Origin of the sequence: Sphingobacterium sp. WM, from assembly GCF_029542465.1 — a bacterium.
In the GTDB taxonomy this organism is placed as follows: domain Bacteria; phylum Bacteroidota; class Bacteroidia; order Sphingobacteriales; family Sphingobacteriaceae; genus Sphingobacterium; species Sphingobacterium cellulitidis.
This window is the reverse complement of the sequence record NZ_CP120709.1, coordinates 2,369,767-2,388,275: the sequence shown is the minus strand read 5'-3', so window position 1 is coordinate 2,388,275 and position 18,509 is coordinate 2,369,767. Positions and strand designations below refer to the sequence as shown.

The 18,509-nt window shown below is 31.8% G+C and carries 18 protein-coding genes; all 18 read left to right on the top strand.

The annotated features are described in order from the left end of the window. The 18 genes from PZ892_RS10270 to PZ892_RS10185 all read left to right on the top strand — a co-directional run bounded on the left by PZ892_RS10270 (nucleotide 1) and on the right by PZ892_RS10185 (nucleotide 18,470). Nucleotides 1–543, top strand: coding sequence for a serine acetyltransferase (locus tag PZ892_RS10270; protein WP_094256714.1), 543 nt, complete (start codon nucleotides 1–3; stop codon nucleotides 541–543). Nucleotide 544: 1 nt separating this feature from the next. Further along, on the top strand, nucleotides 545–1,468 hold the full coding sequence (locus tag PZ892_RS10265; protein ID WP_277711034.1) for a glycosyltransferase family 2 protein: 924 nt from the start codon (nucleotides 545–547) through the stop codon (nucleotides 1,466–1,468). Nucleotides 1,469–1,483: 15 nt separating this feature from the next. Continuing rightward, the gene (locus PZ892_RS10260; RefSeq protein WP_277711031.1) at nucleotides 1,484–2,422 is read left to right on the top strand and encodes a glycosyltransferase family 8 protein; all 939 of its coding nucleotides are present in this window, start codon (nucleotides 1,484–1,486) and stop codon (nucleotides 2,420–2,422) included. 30 nt (nucleotides 2,423–2,452) lie between these two features. Continuing rightward, nucleotides 2,453–3,373: a capsular polysaccharide synthesis protein gene (locus tag PZ892_RS10255; protein ID WP_277711030.1), complete on the top strand. Its 921-nt coding sequence runs from the start codon at nucleotides 2,453–2,455 to the stop codon at nucleotides 3,371–3,373. An 18-nt stretch (nucleotides 3,374–3,391) separates the two neighbouring features. Beyond that, the gene (locus tag PZ892_RS10250) at nucleotides 3,392–4,219 is read left to right on the top strand and encodes a beta-1,6-N-acetylglucosaminyltransferase (protein ID WP_277711029.1); all 828 of its coding nucleotides are present in this window, start codon (nucleotides 3,392–3,394) and stop codon (nucleotides 4,217–4,219) included. Next, nucleotides 4,219–5,094, top strand: a complete 876-nt coding sequence (locus tag PZ892_RS10245) for a beta-1,6-N-acetylglucosaminyltransferase (RefSeq protein WP_277711028.1) — start codon at nucleotides 4,219–4,221, stop codon at nucleotides 5,092–5,094. The genes PZ892_RS10250 and PZ892_RS10245 overlap by 1 nt, the downstream gene beginning before the upstream one ends. A gap of 18 nt (nucleotides 5,095–5,112) precedes the next feature. Next, nucleotides 5,113–6,099: a glycosyltransferase family 2 protein gene (locus tag PZ892_RS10240; protein ID WP_277711027.1), complete on the top strand. Its 987-nt coding sequence runs from the start codon at nucleotides 5,113–5,115 to the stop codon at nucleotides 6,097–6,099. A gap of 12 nt (nucleotides 6,100–6,111) precedes the next feature. Beyond that, nucleotides 6,112–7,398 carry a hypothetical protein gene (locus PZ892_RS10235; protein ID WP_277711026.1) on the top strand — a complete coding sequence of 429 codons (1,287 nt, stop codon included), beginning with the start codon at nucleotides 6,112–6,114 and terminating at the stop codon, nucleotides 7,396–7,398. Continuing rightward, the gene (locus PZ892_RS10230) at nucleotides 7,364–8,494 is read left to right on the top strand and encodes a glycosyltransferase family 4 protein (RefSeq protein WP_277711025.1); all 1,131 of its coding nucleotides are present in this window, start codon (nucleotides 7,364–7,366) and stop codon (nucleotides 8,492–8,494) included. Before PZ892_RS10235 ends, PZ892_RS10230 begins: the two co-directional genes overlap by 35 nt. Before the next feature lies 1 nt (nucleotide 8,495). Further along, nucleotides 8,496–9,599 carry a glycosyltransferase gene (locus tag PZ892_RS10225; protein WP_277711024.1) on the top strand — a complete coding sequence of 368 codons (1,104 nt, stop codon included), beginning with the start codon at nucleotides 8,496–8,498 and terminating at the stop codon, nucleotides 9,597–9,599. 22 nt (nucleotides 9,600–9,621) lie between these two features. After that, complete coding sequence (locus PZ892_RS10220; RefSeq protein ID WP_277711023.1) at nucleotides 9,622–10,737, top strand: glycosyltransferase; 1,116 nt, start codon at nucleotides 9,622–9,624, stop codon at nucleotides 10,735–10,737. Nucleotides 10,738–10,876: 139 nt separating this feature from the next. Beyond that, nucleotides 10,877–11,329, top strand: coding sequence for a S24/S26 family peptidase (locus PZ892_RS10215; protein WP_277711022.1), 453 nt, complete (start codon nucleotides 10,877–10,879; stop codon nucleotides 11,327–11,329). A gap of 1 nt (nucleotide 11,330) precedes the next feature. After that, nucleotides 11,331–11,600, top strand: coding sequence for a PqqD family protein (locus tag PZ892_RS10210; protein WP_277711021.1), 270 nt, complete (start codon nucleotides 11,331–11,333; stop codon nucleotides 11,598–11,600). Nucleotides 11,601–11,604: 4 nt separating this feature from the next. Continuing rightward, nucleotides 11,605–12,702 (top strand): nucleotidyltransferase family protein, encoded by a 1,098-nt coding sequence (locus PZ892_RS10205; protein WP_277711020.1) that lies wholly within the window; start codon nucleotides 11,605–11,607, stop codon nucleotides 12,700–12,702. A 7-nt stretch (nucleotides 12,703–12,709) separates the two neighbouring features. After that, entirely contained in the window at nucleotides 12,710–14,332 is a 1,623-nt protein-coding gene (locus PZ892_RS10200) for an ABC transporter ATP-binding protein (protein ID WP_277711019.1), read from the top strand. Between the two features lie 18 nt (nucleotides 14,333–14,350). Continuing rightward, nucleotides 14,351–15,262, top strand: a complete 912-nt coding sequence (locus PZ892_RS10195; protein WP_277711018.1) for a hypothetical protein — start codon at nucleotides 14,351–14,353, stop codon at nucleotides 15,260–15,262. After that, complete coding sequence (locus PZ892_RS10190) at nucleotides 15,255–16,055, top strand: polysaccharide biosynthesis/export family protein (protein ID WP_094256699.1); 801 nt, start codon at nucleotides 15,255–15,257, stop codon at nucleotides 16,053–16,055. The genes PZ892_RS10195 and PZ892_RS10190 overlap by 8 nt, the downstream gene beginning before the upstream one ends. A 6-nt stretch (nucleotides 16,056–16,061) precedes the next feature. Next, nucleotides 16,062–18,470: a polysaccharide biosynthesis tyrosine autokinase gene (locus tag PZ892_RS10185; protein WP_277711017.1), complete on the top strand. Its 2,409-nt coding sequence runs from the start codon at nucleotides 16,062–16,064 to the stop codon at nucleotides 18,468–18,470. Nucleotides 18,471–18,509: the final 39 nt, after the last annotated feature.

Genomic DNA, 18,509 nt, shown 5'->3' with positions numbered 1-18,509 from the left:
ATGAAGTTAAAAACATATATAAATTCAGATAATACAAAGAAAAATAAATTCTTTTCGAAGGATTATTTACTTGAATGGATTTTAAGACCTGAGCAATTTTATATTAAAAAATTTTTAAAATATTTAAGGCTAGAAGAGTATTATACGTTTTATAAGCCAAACAAATTTTTGAGATATTATTATTTCCGAAAAAAGAATGTATTAGGGGCTAGGTTAGGATTTTTTATTCCAGCTGGATGTTTTGATCTGGGATTGCATTTAGCCCATTACGGTTCTGTTATTATTAATCCGAAAGCAAGAATAGGTAAAAATTGTACCATTCATGGGAATTGTTGTATTGGAAATGCGGGAAATGATGAGATTGGTTTACCTATTATTGGAGACCAGGTGGATATAGGTCAGGGCGCACAGATTTTAGGTGATTTGACTATCGCAAATCGTGTAAAAATTGGAGCTGGAACTATTGTGTTAAGTTCGATTTTAGAAGAAGGGGCCACAGTAGTTGGAATTCCTGGAAAAATAATAAACAGAAAACAAGCGTAATATGTTAATTTCATTTGTACTTCCGGCTTATAAAGCCAAATTTCTAGACCTTGCAATTGAAAGTATACTAACCCAAAGTTATCCTAATATAGAATTAATTATTGTTGATGATAATTCTCCTGAAAACCTCTTTGAGATTGTGTCGAGATACAATGATCCAAGGATAAAATATTATAAGAATGAGGTTAATATTGGGGGCAAAGATTTAGTTGTTCAATGGAATAAATGTATTTCATACGCAGAAGGGGAGTATTTAGTTCTGGCAGCAGACGATGATATATATGAGCCTGATTTCACATTGAGTTGTGTTAAATTGATCCAGAAATACCCCGAAGTTGACTTGATAAGATCTAGGATATCATTAATTAATGATGCTGGAGATTTATTAGAAATCGATGGGATCCTACCGGAATTATGTAGTCAAATGGAATACGTTTATGGTTGGGCTAGAAATGTACCCTTTGTTTGTATTGGGAATTATATGTTTAAAACCAAGGTAATCCAAGAAGAAAAGTTTGATAAATTACCCTTTGCATTTGGAACAGATACTATAAGTACTGCGAAAATGGCCAGAAATGGACTTGCGAATACTAGTGAAATGTTGTTCAAATTTAGGATTTCGGATATCCATTTATCAAGTGATAAAACGAAATATATACCAAAAATTGAAGCTATTACTAAATTGTATCGCATGATGAGAGATATTCAATATAAAGCTCCAAAAAATGAGTTGGAACAATTATGCTTAAATAAAATTCAATGGGAAAATTTATATCCAAAATGCGTTTTTGATTATTATAATGTTGCTGTTAAACATTTGCCAATTAATAAAATAGGTTATATTGAAAACTGTGAATTATTAAAAAGAAAGGATAAGCTATTTATGTATTTTAGGTTTTTGATGGATAAAATATTAAGAAAATAAAAGGTACTATTATCGATGAATATGAGAATTCCCATTGTAGTAGCATTTACTGAGAACTATGTAGTTCCTGTAGTAACTTGTTTATCTTCTTTAATAAAAAATTCAGAATCAAAATATAAGTTTGAGATTATTTGCTTATTAACCAAGGAATTACCTGTCCATTTGCAGGAGTTACTTACAAGCTTTGCTCCGGATAGATTAAGTTTTCGGTTTATAAGTTTGGAAGGTGCTCTAGACGGAGTATATGTAGATGAGAGATATACCATTGCGGCATCTTATAGACTATTACTTCCAAATATTCTGAAAGGGTATGATAAAGTCATTTATACAGATTGCGATGTGATTATTCGGAACGATTTGGGAAAGTTGTATTACGAAACGGATTTAAAGGATAGTTATTTAGCTGCAGTATATGAAGCAACACTTGATTTTCAAGTTTCATATTTAAAAGAAATTGGATGTGAACCAGGATTTTATTTTAATTCGGGTTTTTTGATCATGAATCTCAAGCAAATGCGAGTTGAAAATCTAACGGAAAAGTTAATTGAAGGATTAAGGGTACCATATTTACAATTTCCAGATCAAGATGTATTAAATATATATTGCCAAGGCAGAGTATTAGCATTAGCACCAATTTATAATAGTATTAGAACCTTTTTTTTACAGCAATATAAGACTGAGTTTTTAAGAAAATATTCAAAATCGGATTGGGTTAAGGTTCAAAAACATGGAACTATTCATTATACGGGCGGTAAGCCATGGAATGAAGTAACAATAAAATTTGAGGAATGGTGGCGCTATTATTTAGCCTTGCCTGATACTTATAAAAAACTATGGAAAGGAAATCCAAAGTTAGAATTTTTTGCCAAAGTTATTTTAACACCAGTTTTGGGAAGCTTATATGGAAAATCTCTTCAAGTTTTTCGGTATATAAAAAATTATAAGTTTCAATAAAAGACTTATCGTCCACTAAACTTTAAGAATGTGCTAGAAAAGGTTAAAAAAATACCGTTTGTAAAGAATATTTGGTCCTCTATCAGAAAGACTAAAATAATAAAAAAACATCATGAAGTTTCGCAATTTTGGCGACCAATTATTGATTCCTATTATTCAAGAGAAATCATTCCGATTAATATAATTCCTAAAAAAGAATTTGAAGATCAAAAGATAATATGGCAGTATTGGGGTCAAGGTGTTCAAGATAATTCACTTCCTGAGGTTGTGAAAATATGTTTCAATTCGGTTGATAAGCATAATGACGAATTTCAGGTAATTCGTCTTGATGATACAAATTATTCAGAATACATTGATTTCCCAGAATTTGTTCAAGAGAAAGTAAATTCAGGTCTATTCAAACGGACTTTTTTTTCGGATTTATTAAGACTTGCATTATTGGATACTTATGGAGGAGTTTGGTTAGATGCAACGATTTTACAAACTGGTTCATTAGATTCTAAATTGTTAGAATTACCTTATTTTATGTACCAAAGAGATGAGCAGGAAGTAGATAAAAAATTTTGGGAAAACAGTTATTCTTATTATTGGGGTTGGGGAGATAAATTTAAGGTTAAGGTCTTAAATAGTATTATTTATGCAAAACGCGGTAATCCATTAATCAAAGACATGCTTCAATTGATTTTATTTTACTGGAAGACCCAAAATGAAATTATAGATTATTTTTTCTTTCAAATTCTCTATAATGAATTAGTAAATGGTCCGCTAAAAGACAATAAATGCTCTGTTATTAGTGATGTTTATCCTCATATATTACAAACGAAATTTAATGGCGTAAAAAATTTAATGGATTATCCAGAAGCATTAAGTCATACTACTACACATAAGATGTCATATTTTAATACTGAAGGAATTGATAATTTTAAAAGCTTTATAAAAAATCAAAAATAATCCATGAAACATGCACTTTTGATTATTGCGCATCATGAATTTGAGATCCTAAAAACACTTGTCAGTTTATTAGATGATGTCAGGAATGATATATTTATCCATATTGATAAAAAAGTTAAAGAAATACCTGAAATTAACACTAAGCATTCAAAATTATATTTTGTAAGTGACTCCAATAGAATTGATGTTCGTTGGGGCAATGTTTCTCAGATTGAATCTGAGTTTGCTTTATTTGAATTAGCAAATACCACAGGGCCATATGAATATTATCATTTGATTTCTGGGGTTCATTTACCATTAGTAAACCAAGATGAGTATCATTCATTTTTTAAATCAGTTACCGGAAAACAAATTTTTTCCCCAATAATTTCCTCTGAAAGTGAACTTGAACAGAAGGGAAATCGAATGAATCTTTGTATGAAAAATTTTCAGAAAAGTAAGTATGCTCAAATTTCATGGCGGATTGGGATAATGGCTCAAAACTTTTTCAGATGTCGAATTAATAAGGATCGCAAATTCATCAAAGCCTCAAATTGGGTTAGCATAACAATTGAAGCTGTAGATTATATTATTAGTCGTAAAAATAATATTTTGAAAAGGTACAGATACAGCATGTGTGGGGATGAATTATTTATTCCAACAGAGTTGAAGTATTCAAATAAAGAGTGGAAAATATTGTATTCAGAAAAATTATTGTATCAAGATATTGGTTCAGCAAACGCTAGTTTTTTAACTGAAGAAGATGTGGAAAAAGCAATCAGCTTGAACTTTTTGTTTGGTCGTAAATTTAGTTCTAACGACATTAAAGTAGTTAACCAGGTAGTGGAAAAAGTAAAGAGTAAATAATGAAACATGCTTATCTAATTCTTGCGCACAATGAATTTGAAATTTTAAGAAGATTGATAGAATCTCTTGATGACAAAAGAAATGATATTTATGTTCATTTTGATGCAAAGGTTGAAGTTTTACCTGATTTGGAGGTCCAAAATGCTAATCTATATATTCTTGAAAATCGTGTAGATGTAAAATGGGGGGATGTTACAGTAATGGAAGCAGAGCTCAATTTATTTGAAGCAGCATCCAAAAGAAAATCATATGATTATTATCATTTATTATCAGGGGTTGACATGCCGATAAAGTCACAGGATTATATTCATGACTTTTTTAATGCAAATAAAGGGAAAGAGTTTATTGGATTTTATACTGGAGATATCAAAGATGAAATTGATAGAAAAGTTAGAAGAATTCATCTATTTAGCGAATCCTTTCGACCTGAACCTAGTATATCTAGTCAAATAAAACGAATATTAAGAGCAGGATCTATTAAAATACAAGAACTGACCGGTTATAAGAAGAATAGAAAAATTAGTTTCAGAAAAGGTACACAGTGGTTAAGTATAAGTGATGGATTAGTGAAGTTAATTTTAAAAGAGAAGGCTAATATTCTGAAGATTTATCAGAATAGTTTTTGTTGTGATGAGATTGTGGTTCAAACCATTTGTTGGAATTCTGTATTTAAAAATAAGTTGTTTGATTTAACTGATGAAGGTAGGGGATGCATGCGAGAAATAAGATGGGAAAATAATGTAATTCGAGATTGGACAGATGAGGATTTTGAATATTTGATTAACTCTGACAAACTATTTGCGAGGAAATTTAATTCAAAGTCTATCAATGTTGTGGACAAAATTCTACATGCTGTTCAGGTAAATAAAACTTAGTTTTGTGGTAACTTGAAAATGAAAAGAAAAGCCTTAGTTTCGATAATTGTCCCTGTTTATAATGCAGCAAAGACCTTACATCTTTGCTTGGACTCGTTAAGTGCGCAGACTTATAAAGAATTGCAGATAATTTTTATCAATGATGCAAGTACTGATAATAGCCTACAAGTCTTAGAAGATTATAAAGCTGGTTCTGATTTACAAATTGAAGTTATCAGTCATGAGGTAAATAAAGGGGTAGCAACGGCAAGAAATACCGGATTAAATGCTGTAAGAGGAGAATATATTTATTTCATTGATGCGGATGATGCAATTGAGAATGATACTATTGAATTATCCATTAATAAAGCTTTAGAAGAAGATTTAGATATTGTAGGGTTTAGTTGGTTCTTGACTTTTGAGAAGAATGAAAGAAAAATGGTTCAACCAGCTTTCAATTCATCCTTTGAAGCAATTGAAAAAATGATGAAAGGAACTATGAGGTGGAACTTATGGTTATTTCTATTTAAAGCTTCCTTATTCCAAGATCATCAAATTAGATTTTTTGATGGAAAAAATATGGGGGAGGATTTAATGGTTGCAATTAAGCTCTTTAATAGTGCTAAAAAAGTTGCATATTTAGATAAGCATTTTTATCATTATGGTCAGAGTAATACATCATCACTAACAAAGACCTATTCAGATAATCATATTGAACAAGTTACTGCCAATGTTTTAGAGGTTGAAAATTATTTAAAAAGTAGTCAATTATCGGATAAGTTGGGTAACTTGATTTATTATTTAAAATTAAATATTAAACTACCATTATTAATATCAGAAAATACAGCACAATACAAGAAATGGTTGAATTGGTTTCCTGAATCCAATGAATACGTTATGGATAATGTGGATCTTTCTATCAGGACTCGATTACTTCAGTTAGCGGCTGTTAAAAAACAATTTTGGTTGGTCAAACTTTATAATAAAGTCGTAATTCGTTTAATTTATGGTGTTTTATATAAATAGTTAATCTACAGAATGATTCGTTTAATACTTTATATATCTCTAGGATTTGCGGTGAGCTTTTTTCTATTTCCAATAGCTTTTACCGTATTGCCGAGTTTAAACACCAAAATGATTTTGGCTGTATTAGGTGTGATGTTTGCCGGAATGAATTGGTTAAAGGAAAAAGAAATTAGGGTTAGTAAAGGGTTCTTAGTTTCTGTTATTTTAGCTTTAATATTTTCTTTTGTCTGTTACTATTCAACAGATATTAATATGACTACCGATTATGCCTACGCCTCATATATTTTAAGTTTTACAGTTTGGTATTTTGGAGCATATGCGATTTGTTCCATGATAAAAATTATCCATGGTAAGTTAGATTTTACTTTAATAACCTACTATGTTACAGCAGTATGCTTTTTCCAATGTATTGCAGCTTTATTGATAGACAATATTCCGAGTGTAAAATTATTTATTGACAGTCATGTGCAGCAGGGACAGGAGTTCTTCGAAGAGGTTGGACGTTTATATGGTATTGGAGCCGCACTTGATACTGCTGGTGTAAGGTTTACCATTGTCTTATTAATGATTACTGCCACCCTGAATAACGATGAGAAGGTCAGAAGTAATGGTTTAGCAATCAGTTTGTTATTGATTTCATTTTTCTTTATTGCAATTATTGGAAATGCTATTTCGAGAACTACAATTTTAGGAGTTGGTGCATCATTGGGATACTTAGTCGTAGGATCATCAATTTTCCGACAAGCCATTAAAAAATATTCGGGTAAACTGAGTTTGTTATTTGGTTTATTCCTAGTCGTCGCCATTGTTGTTTCAGTATATCTTTATAATACAAATAAGGAGTTCTACGATCAGATGCGCTTTGCTTTCGAGGGCTTTTTCAATTTTGTTGAAAAAGGTGAATGGAGAACTGACTCAACCGATAAATTGAATCGAGAGATGTGGATTTGGCCGCAGGATCAACAATCCTGGATTATCGGAACTGGGTTATTTGACAATTTTGTTTACAGTACAGATATCGGATATTGTCGATTTATACTTTATTCTGGTTTAATAGGATTCTCCGTATTTGCCATGTTATTTGTTGTTAATGCTATTGTATTTATGAAACGCCACGCTAACTACTGGATGTTTTTCATGATCCTCCTCGTATTAACATTTGTAATCTGGTTAAAAGTAGCTACGGATATCTTTTTTATCTATGCAGTATTCTATTGTATTGATTCATTAAATGCAGCTGAAGAACCTGTTGAAGAAGAAGTTTATGAAAATAGTTTATTGCATCCTAGGTACGTTTAATTCAGGAGGGATGGAGCGAGTATTGGCAAATAAGGCCAATTACCTTGCTCAGTTAGGGTTTGAAGTAACTATCATAACTTCAGATCAAGATAACCGAAAACCTTATTTTGACTTAGATCCACGCATCAACCAAATAGACCTAGGGATTAATTATACAGAGAATAATAATTCCGGGTTACTTAAAAAGCTATTTGCTTATCCAAAAAAGCAAGCTTTGCATAAGAAAAAACTAGAAGAACATTTAAAATCAATCAAACCTAATATCACAATTTCATTATTTGATCACGAAGTAGACTTGTTGCCTAAAATTGATGATGGAAGCAAAAAAATAGTCGAAATCCATTTTTCAAGATTTAAAAGAATGCAATATGGAAGAACAGGTATTTGGCGTTTAATAGATCAGTTTCGAAGCAAAAGAGATTTAAGAATTGTACAGGAGTATGATAGATTTGTTGTGCTTACTGAAGAGGATAAAGCCTATTGGGGAGAGATTCCCAATATTGTTGTAATTCCAAATGCGAATAGTTTTCAAATTCAGGAGAAAAGCAGTTTAGATTCTCAAAAAGTAATTGCAGTAGGTAGATATGACTATCAAAAACGATTTGAGGATTTGATTGAATCTTGGAAGATCGTTCATCAGAAAGAGCCTAATTGGCAATTGAATATATATGGTAAAGGTCCAGAAAAGGACGCTTTACAACAGCTAATTGATCATTCATTACTAAATGATAGTGTATTTTTAAGGGAACCTGTTCGTGATATTGATAAAAAATATTCGGAAAGCTCTCTGATTGTTATGACCTCCCGCTATGAAGGCCTACCAATGGCATTATTAGAAGGACAAGCAGCAGGATTACCAATGGTGTCATATGCTTGTAAGTGTGGACCAAGGGATATAATTAAAGAAGGCGTAAATGGATTTTTATTAGAGGAAGGTGATAAAGAAGGGGTCGCTAATAAAATTCTCAATATTATCAGGGATAAAGAATTAAGGGATGAAATGGGGAGAAATTCTTTTGAGATGTCAAAGAATTTTTCAGAAGAGGTGGTCATGAATAAATGGATTCAATTATTTAACCAAACCTTGGCAAATTAATATGAAAACAATCGTTATTTCCGCAGTGAATTTAGTTGAGGCTGGTACTCTTGCTATTCTAAAGGATTGCCTTAAGTTTTTATCTGATTATGCTGTGAGAAATGGTTTCAGGGTGGTAGCAATAGTACATAAAAGGGAATTGACTGATTTTCCAAATATTGAATATATAGAAACCCAATGGCCAAAAAAACGATGGACCAATAGGTTATGGTATGAATATGTTTCTATGAAAAAGATTTCAAAGGAAATAGGACCTGTTTTTTTATGGTTTTCATTACATGATACCAGTCCAAGTGTAATCTCTGAGAGAAGGGCTGTTTATTGCCATAATTCATTCTCTTTTTATAAGTGGAAAAAGCATGACTTAATTTTTGCTCCCAAAATTGCTTTGTTTGCCATTTTTACAAAACTGATTTATAAAACTAATATTCACAAAAATGATTACTTAGTAGTTCAGCAAGAGTGGTTTAGAAAGGGATTAAGCAAAATGTTTCATATCAATCCGAAAAAAATCATTGTTTCTAGACCTAAAATCGTTGACAATGAAGTAGAAATAATTAACCACTCAAGCAATGATGATTTCCATTTTATATTTGCAGGTTCGCCAAATAGCCACAAGAATTTTGAGGTTATCTGTCAAGCATCCAAATTGTTATTGACTGAATATAAGGTAAAAAACTTTAAAGTTTCTTTGACCTTGAAAGGGACTGAAAATAAATATGCCAACTGGATTTACTCCAATTGGGGGGATATAAAGAATATTGATTTTATTGGCTTTATTCCCAAAAATACCCTGCTTGAATTATACTCAAAAACGGATTGTCTAATCTATTCCTCAAAGGTAGAATCTTGGGGGCTTCCTATTTCAGAGTTTAGCAAATATGAAAAGCCAATGTTGTTAGCAGACTTACCTTATGCACATGAAACAGCAGAAGGAAGTAAAAAAACGGCTTATTTTAATCCCGACAATCCATCTGAATTAGCAAAATATATGTTTGAATTAATCCAAGGAGATTATTCAGCCTTGCATGAGCAACCTATAAAATATTTAGAAGAACCTAAAGCTGAAAATTGGGAGGAATTGTTCAATATACTTTTAAAATAAAGACATACAACCTATTAATAATATGAGAGTTTTACAATTAGGGAAGTTTTATCCGATCCGTGGTGGTGTTGAAAAAGTTGAATATGATTTAATGCTAGGGCTTTCTAATGCAGGAATTCATTGCGATATGTTATGTGCTTCTACGGAAGATCATCCTTCAGCAACCATACATTTGAATAAATTTGCTACACTATTTGTAATGCCAACTCAAATAAATGCTGCAGCAACAAAGTTGGCTCCTCAAATGATTACTAGGTTAAAAAAGATAGCAAACAACTACGATATTATTCATATACATCACCCAGATCCAATGGCTACATTGGCTTTATTTTTATCCAATTACAAAGGAAAGGTTGTCTTACATTGGCATAGCGATATTCTAAAACAAAAGACCCTTCTAAGGCTTTATAAACCTTTGCAGAATTGGTTAATTAAAAGAGCTGATATCATTGTTGGAACTACACCAGTTTATGTAGAACAGTCGAAGTTTTTAAAAAATGTCCAATCGAAAATAGATTTTATTCCAATTGGTGTTGATGTGGAAGAAGATCTTTCTCCCTTAGTAAATGGGATTAAAGAAAAACATCTGAATAGAAAGATTATTTTTTCATTAGGTAGATTGGTGGAATACAAGGGTTATGAATATTTAATAAAATCTGCAAAATATTTAGATGATAATTATAAAATAATAATTGGAGGGAAAGGACCTTTAAAAGAAGAGTTAGAAAAAATTATTTCTGATAATGATTTAGGGAATAAAGTTCAATTATTGGGATTCATGACGGATGAAGAGGTAAAAGCCTATTATCAAGCTTGTGATTTATTTTGTTTAAGTTCAATATTAAAAACCGAAGCATTTGCTATTGTTCAAATTGAAGCAATGGGTTATGGAAAGCCTGTTGTATCAACTAGAATCCCGGAATCTGGAGTGAGTTGGGTTAATCAAAATGGATTATCTGGCTTAACTGTTGAGATTAGCGATGAACGTGCATTAGCAGATTCTTTCCAAACTATTTTGACTGAAGAAGAGGTCTATAAAAGTTTGTCAGAAGGTGCTAAAAAACGGTATTTAGAGCACTTTACGCGGGAAAAAATGGTAGATAAATGTTTACAAATATATAATAAGATTTTAGCCTAAATAAGCCAATTCATAATTTAGCGCAAACAAAGAAAAAAATACCTTAAAAAGCGGTTTAAGAAAATTTCTTCGATTTGTTTAATTGTTCTTATACTTACTTGCTGAATTAAATTTTTATAAACCTAGGAAATATTGATTTATGGATGAAAATAATCACTTGAAGAGCTATAAGGTTCCCAATCAGTTATTTTTTGATATAATACTTGAAGACCTCAAAGTCGGTAAATCTGTGAAGTTCAACGTTGCTGGAAACAGCATGCTTCCCTTTTTAAGACACGGTGATCAAGTTGTTATCAAACAACCAATTAATTTCAATGTTAATATAGGAGATATAATATTAGCAAGGTATAAAGGTCGAATTATTTTGCACAGGCTGATTCGAATTGATTCTAACCACTATTATTTAGCGGGAGACGGCAATTTAGATCAAATAGAAACTATTGAGAAAGCAGATATCCTGGCAACAGTATTATCTGGATCAAGAGGAGACAAAGCCTTAAAGATAAATTCGAAAATAAATAAGAAGATGGGGGTATGCTGGTATTATATACGCCCTTTAAGGTATCTATTTAGTAAGTTTAAATTGAACTAATATGAAATTGAGAAAGGATTTACAACTGAGAAAATTAGGAGGTGATTTTGTGATTATTGACCCAGGACAGGAGATGTTGGATATGTCAAAAGTTTTCACCCTTAATGAAACGGCTGCCTTTCTTTGGGAAGAACTGCAAAACAAAGAATTTGATGAACAGACAGTAAGTCAATTATTGTTGGAGAATTTTGAGGTCGAGGAGGAGTTAGCAAAGCAAGATGCTAAAAAATTAGTTCAAGTATTCGTAAAGGGAGGTCTAATAGCCGGATAAAGTAATGTTAAAAAGCAAAATAACAAAGATATTTTTTTTATTACTTAAGGCTGGATTATGGAAAAATGCTAATTTAGATAAAGAATTTTTCCCACTAACTAACCAAGAATGGGATGAAATATATAAAATTAGTATAAGTCAAACCGTAGAATGTATTGTATTTGACGGAATCCAAAAATTAGAATCGCATTTACAACCTTCAAAGAGCCTGTTATTAAGTTGGGCAGTGAGAGTTGAAAAGCATGTTCAACGTAACGAAATGATGAATGAAGCAATTGAAAAATTGCTATTCATGTTCAATAAAGAGGGATTATCACCGGTCATATTAAAAGGGCAAGGATTAGCAAAATGCTATGATAATCCAATGAGAAGAGTTTGTGGGGACATTGATTTGTTTTTTGGAGAAAAAGCTAGTTATGACAAAGCATTTGAAATTATTAACAAAAAAGAATTAGAAATTTCCTCAATGCCAGGCTTTAGCGCAGGATATATTTATAAAGGATTTGAAATTGAGCATCATCAAAGAATGTTTGATATTCATAACCCATTTAAGGAAAGTATTTTGGCTAAACTAAATAAAGATGAAATTAATAATTACACTATATTAAATTTAAATAGCAGCAATATCAAGTTACCCTCTGCAATAGAGACGATAGTACAAGCTAATTCACATATTTTAAAACACTTATTATCCTATGGAATTGGGATTAGACAATTATGTGATTCTGCCCGTATTTACGCTCATTACAGAAATGAATTAGTAAATAAAGACTTAAAAAGAATTTATTCGAAACTAGGAATCAGAAAATGGGTTGATGTGTTACACGTCATATTGGTTAAATATTTAGGGATGGATAAAGAAAATGTTCCCTATGATTTTAATCTGAAGATAAATGCTGACTGGATGGTTGAAGACATATTAATTGGCGGAAACTTTGGTTTTTTTAACGAGAATTTTATTGAAAAGGAAAGTTATCTGGCCGGAGAAAGAGCAAATAAGAAATCTCGAATTTGGAAGAGTTTCATTAAATATGTTCAAGTAACCCCGTCAGAAGCTATATGGTTTCCAATTATGCAATATTATTCAAGATTTAATAAATAGGATATTGTTGTCAGGAATAAAATATCAGCTTAAATGGGCTTGGGAGCAATCAAAGGATTACAAAAGTGAATTAATTTTATTTTTCATCCTTGAGTTAATCGCGATTGCATGTTCTTTATATTTCGTGATATGGTCAAAACAAGCAATAGACTTTGCAATAGATTCTAATAAAGGATCTGTTGATCAAGCTTTAATTTTAACCGTATTATTTATCGTTCTTGGACTTATTGTAAAAGCAATAGGATTATGGATTAATGAGAAGACGAGAGCTAAGATGCTTATTCAACTTCAAAATAAATTAATCAAAATCCAGATGCTATCTAGATGGAAGGTTATTAAAAATTGGCATACAGGTGATATGCAAATCAGAATAAATAACGATGCCAATGAAATTGTACAAATGCTCGGCTTTTCGCTGATTTCATTCTTAGTAACAATCATCAAGTTAGTAGCATCATTTGGGTTATTGTGGTCAATGGATCCTATGTTGGCTCTCTTGATATTGGCAATTTCTCCATTGTTCATCTTTTCTAAAATTTACTTTAAGAAATTAAGATCAATAAACCGATCATTGAAAACCGCAGAATCTAACCTTGGAAAAGTGGTGCAAGAGAATTTAAGATTCAGGATGGGTTTAAGAGCATTGGGACTTCAAAATTTCAGATGGAAAAAAGTAGAAGAAAGCCAAGCGAATATTTATGATTTAAAAATGAAATTGTTGAATTTTTCAACGATTTCGCAAAGTTCTTTGAAGCTATTAATTAATATCGGATTTCTACTCACCTTTATTTGGGGGGTGTACAAGTTAAGAACTGGTGAAATAACTTTTGGAATGATGAGTGCATTTTTACAATTAGTGGGACGTATTCAAGGTCCACTATTGTTATTAATGAGCTTTGTCCCAGTATTTATCAAATTTAGAACTGCAGTAGAACGTGTTGAGGAAGTTTTTCAAACTGAAGTTGAAGATGAATACAAACCAGAATTAATAAAAGATCCTGAAGAATTAATCATTAAAAACTTAAGCTTTAAATACGAAGACAATTTGGTGATTGATGATTTTAATCTGCGTGTGAAACGTGGTGAACCAACAGCAATCATAGGTTCAAGTGGTAAAGGTAAAACAACATTAATTCGATTACTTCTGGCCTTGATTCAACCTAATAAAGGGGAAATATCAGTAAGGACTAATTCAGAATTGTTTGCTATTAATCCTAATCATCGGATTAATATTGCTTACGTTCCGCAAGGTGATAAATTATTTTCCGGAACTATCAAAGAAAACATCCTGACAGATACTGAAAATGTATCTCCAGAGAAGTTATATGAAGTTCTTTATCAGAGCTGCTCTGAATTTGTCTATGATTTACCTGATGGGTTAAATACAACGATTGGAGAGTCTGGATACGGATTGTCTGAAGGTCAGGCACAGAGAATAGCTTTAGCAAGGGCTTTAATGAAAGAAAATAGTATTTGGTTATTTGACGAAGTAACTTCAGCATTAGACCAAAAAACAGCAGAGTTATTAATTGAGAGACTTTTGAGTTCAGCAAAAAATAAAATAGTAATTTTTGTAACTCATGATTTAAGGTTGGCTGAAAAATGTAGCCAAACAGTATATATGCAGTAAACATATTTTTTAGAGGAAATGAAAACAACAAACTACGAAGTAGCAGATAATATAATCAGAATTGTTTATGATGATTCAATTGATATAAAAAGTAGTTTGCCTTCATTTCAAGGATTTGAAATAGAAGAAAATTCACAACAAGTAGCAAATGTAAATATTGAGCTTGTTAATGAACCAACCAATGTAGATTTAACAAACTCCAAATTATTAAGTGATGTTTCAATTGTATGGGGTGACCGGTTCAAGTTTGAAGAAACTGATTCCCATTATATCACTTCCGTAGTCAATAATAATAGTGATTCGGATGTTTGGAGAATGGTTAGTGACAAGGAATTTAAAAATTCTAAAATCCATATTAAAAAACAAGAATTATATGAATCCAATATTCTGAGCTGGATGATTATGGTTGCATTTGGCCAACGTGTTCTTTCAAATAATACAGCATTAATCCATTCTTCAGTTGTAGAAAATGGAAAATTTGCGGTCGCATTTTTGGGGAAAAGCGGAACCGGAAAAAGTACTCACAGCAGATTATGGATTAATAATATTCCAGGATTCAAGCTGTTAAACGATGATAACCCAGCCGTTAAAGTTGTAGGAGAGGAGGTGTTTATTTATGGAACGCCTTGGAGTGGGAAAACAGCTTGTTATATCAATAAAAAATATAAATTATTGTCAATCGTTAGATTGACTCAATCAAAGGAAAATAAAATGGATTGGAAAAGTAAAGGTGTTGAATCTTTATTGGCACTATTACCAAGTTTCACCGCTATCCGCTGGAATCCAGATATCTTTTCTTCGATGGTCAGTATTTTAGAAAAAATTATTCAGTATTCTGAGATTGGACAATTAGATTGTCTACCAAATCAAGATGCTGCCATACTATGTTTTAATGAAGTTAAAAAAGTAAATAAACTTGAAGATGAATAGATTAATTATCAGCCTTATTGCATTGACTGTGTTCACACTTAGTTCATGCGTTGTTTCGAAAAAGGTAACTTACCTTGAAAACATGATTCCTGGTACCGACTATCCAGTACAGGAAGTTCCAACCTTAAAGATTCAAAAATATGATAGATTGAGTATCATTATCAGTTCAAAAACCCCTGAATTGGCTGCTCCATTCAATCCTGATGGTGGTATTTACAATGTTGGTGATAAAGGAGAAATTTCAACTTCTACAACTGGCGCTCCAACCGAAAAAGGTTATTTGGTAGATAGAAATGGAAATATCGATTTTCCAGTCCTAGGTATAATCAAAGCTGAAGGCAAAAGTACTGAAGAACTGAAAAACTATATAAAAGATAGATTGGTGAATGAGAATTTAATTAATGCCCCATTAGTTAGAATCGAACTATTAAATCTAAAAATAATGATGATGGGTGAGGTTAAAGGTGTTGGTATCCTAACTGTACCTGATGGTCAAATTACAATCCTTGAAGCCATTACTCGTAGTGGTGGTTTAACAACAAATGCTCTTACTAAAGAAATTACCGTTATCCGTGAAGAAAATGGTAACATGAAAATGTATACAAGTGATATTGAAGATGTGAATTTATTTCAAACACCAACCTATCACTTGAAACAAAATGATATTGTTTTTGTAAAACCAATCTCAGCCGTTCCTACTCCTAGAGAAGACTTAACTTGGAGATATATTGGTTTTGCAACTGGATTATTGACACTTGGAGTTAGCCTTTTGGCATTATTTAATAAAAATTAAGAATTAATGGTAAATCATTCAACGAACAAACCTTTTCAAGGAAAAGGTAAACAAGACCAATCACTTTATGTATTGGATATCTTGAGATATCTTTTGGCGAACTGGAAATGGTTTTTATTATCAATATTAGTTTTTGGAGGATTTTATTACTATCAATATAGCAAAACTCCTTTCTTATATAAGAAAGAACAAACTGTAATGATTAAAACTGCCACTAATTCTATGAGCGCCTCTAGGATTACTCGGCCAAACAACTTTTATAATATTGTAAATGTTAATTCAGAGATTCTTCAATTAAGATCTCAAGAATTGATGAGAAATACCATTAGTTTGTTGAATGCTGATGTTTCTTATACTAAAGAAGAAGGTCTTCGTACAATTGAATTATACAAAACTTCACCATTTATCGTTCGTTTTGTAAATGCTCCTGCTAACGCTGGGTTCTCCTTCAATTTGAAATATAAAGGAAACAATCAGGTTGAATTATCTAATTTCTCCAATACAGATCCTGAAAAAACTGTTACTGTTAAATTAAATGCAGAAACCAAAACTCCAGTTGGTAATTTAATTATCTCAGCTAACTCTGATAAGAAATTCAGAGTAAACCTTTCTGAAGATATTACAATTACTAAAAGTCCAATTGAATCAATGGTTGGATATTTCTTAGGGAATTTGGATATCGTTCAGATGGAGGATGTTGAAATCCTTAAAATGACCATGGAAGATGCTTCTCCTTTGAGAGCAGAAGATATGGTTACCAAATTGATTGAAGTTTATAATCAAATGACTATTGAAGATAAAAAGACAGTTGCTAATAATACAGCAGACTTTATTAACGATAGAATTGTGATTATTGAAAAGGAACTTAGTTCAGTTGAATCTAGCCTTGAAGGAATGAAAACTCAAAACCAAGGTTTAGATGTAAAATCTGCAGGAGAACAGTACTGGACAGAATCAAGAACTTATCAAAGCTCTAGTAAAGAACTTGCAACTCAGATGAAATTGGTTGAGATCATGCGTCAGCGTTTAAGTGATCCAAGTAGAGTAGATGATTTAATCCCAAGCAACACGGGCTTAGTTGATAATAATATTGAAGATATTATTTCAGAATACAATACTTTGTTATTGAGAAGAAATCGCTTAATGAGTGGTAATAGCTCCGAAAACCCTATTGTTCAGGATTTAAATAATGCCTTATCTCAAGTAAGACAAAATATTGCTCGCGCAATTGACAACGTAATTTCTGGTTTTAGAATCAGAATGAGTAATATGAAGGATGAAGAAAATGCAGCAATTGGAAAAGCTCGTAGCCTTCCTTCTAAACAAAGAATAATGTTATCTGCTGAACGTCAGCAAAAAGTTATTGAAGAACTTTATATCTTCTTATTAAACAAACGTGAAGAAAATGCTATTAACAGAGCGATGACTGATGATAACATTCGTGTTATTGATTCCGCATCGGGTTCTGATGCACCGTTCTATCCAAGTAAGTTTAAGAAAGTTGCTATAGGTGTTGCTATAGGTATCGCTGTTCCTGCTGCCATCTTATTATTAATGTTACTTCTGAATACAAAAATCAGAAACAGAAAAGATATTGAAGATGCAGTTAGTGTTCCATTCTTAGCTGAGATTCCATTCTCAACTGAAATGAAGAGCGCTAAGAGTGAAATCGTAATCAAGGAGCAAGGAGTAGATGAAGTTACGGAAGCATTCAGAATTTTTAGAACGAACTTAAGCTTCATGTCCTCTGGCGATAAAAAGCAAAAAGTTATCACTTTTACTTCATTTAATGTTGGTGCTGGTAAAACCTTCTCAGTAATAAACTTAGGCGTAAGTATGACCTTCTTGAAGAAAAAAGTTGTTTTAGTCGACTTAGACTTAAGAAAAGGTACGCTAAGTAATATTACCAAATTCCCAATGCCAATCGGTGTTACACATTATTTATCGGATAGTGCAATTACTGTAGATGAGATCATCTATAAAGATAGAACTGATGCCGAAATTGATATTGTTCCTATCGGTGTAATCGCGCCGAATCCGGTAGAACTTCTTTTGAGCGATAGATTAGATACTCTAATCAATGAATTGAAAGAACGCTATGATTATATCATTGTGGATAATGTACCTCTAGGTATTGTGGCAGATGCAGATATTGTTAATAGAATAACTGATGTTACAATCTTCGTTGTACGTGCTGGAAAAATGGACAGAAGACAATTACCAGATATCCAAAAAATCTATGATTCCTCGGCTTTAACCAATATGGCAATCCTATTGAATGGTGTCAAATTTGGAAGCTCATACGGATATGGATATGGTGGTTATGGATACGGTGGGTATGGTTATGGATATGGTTATGGATATGGCCAACCGAAGAAAAAAGGATTTTTCGCTCGATTATTCGGAAAGAATTAATATAACAATTGAACATAAAAAAGCCTGCAGAGTAATTCT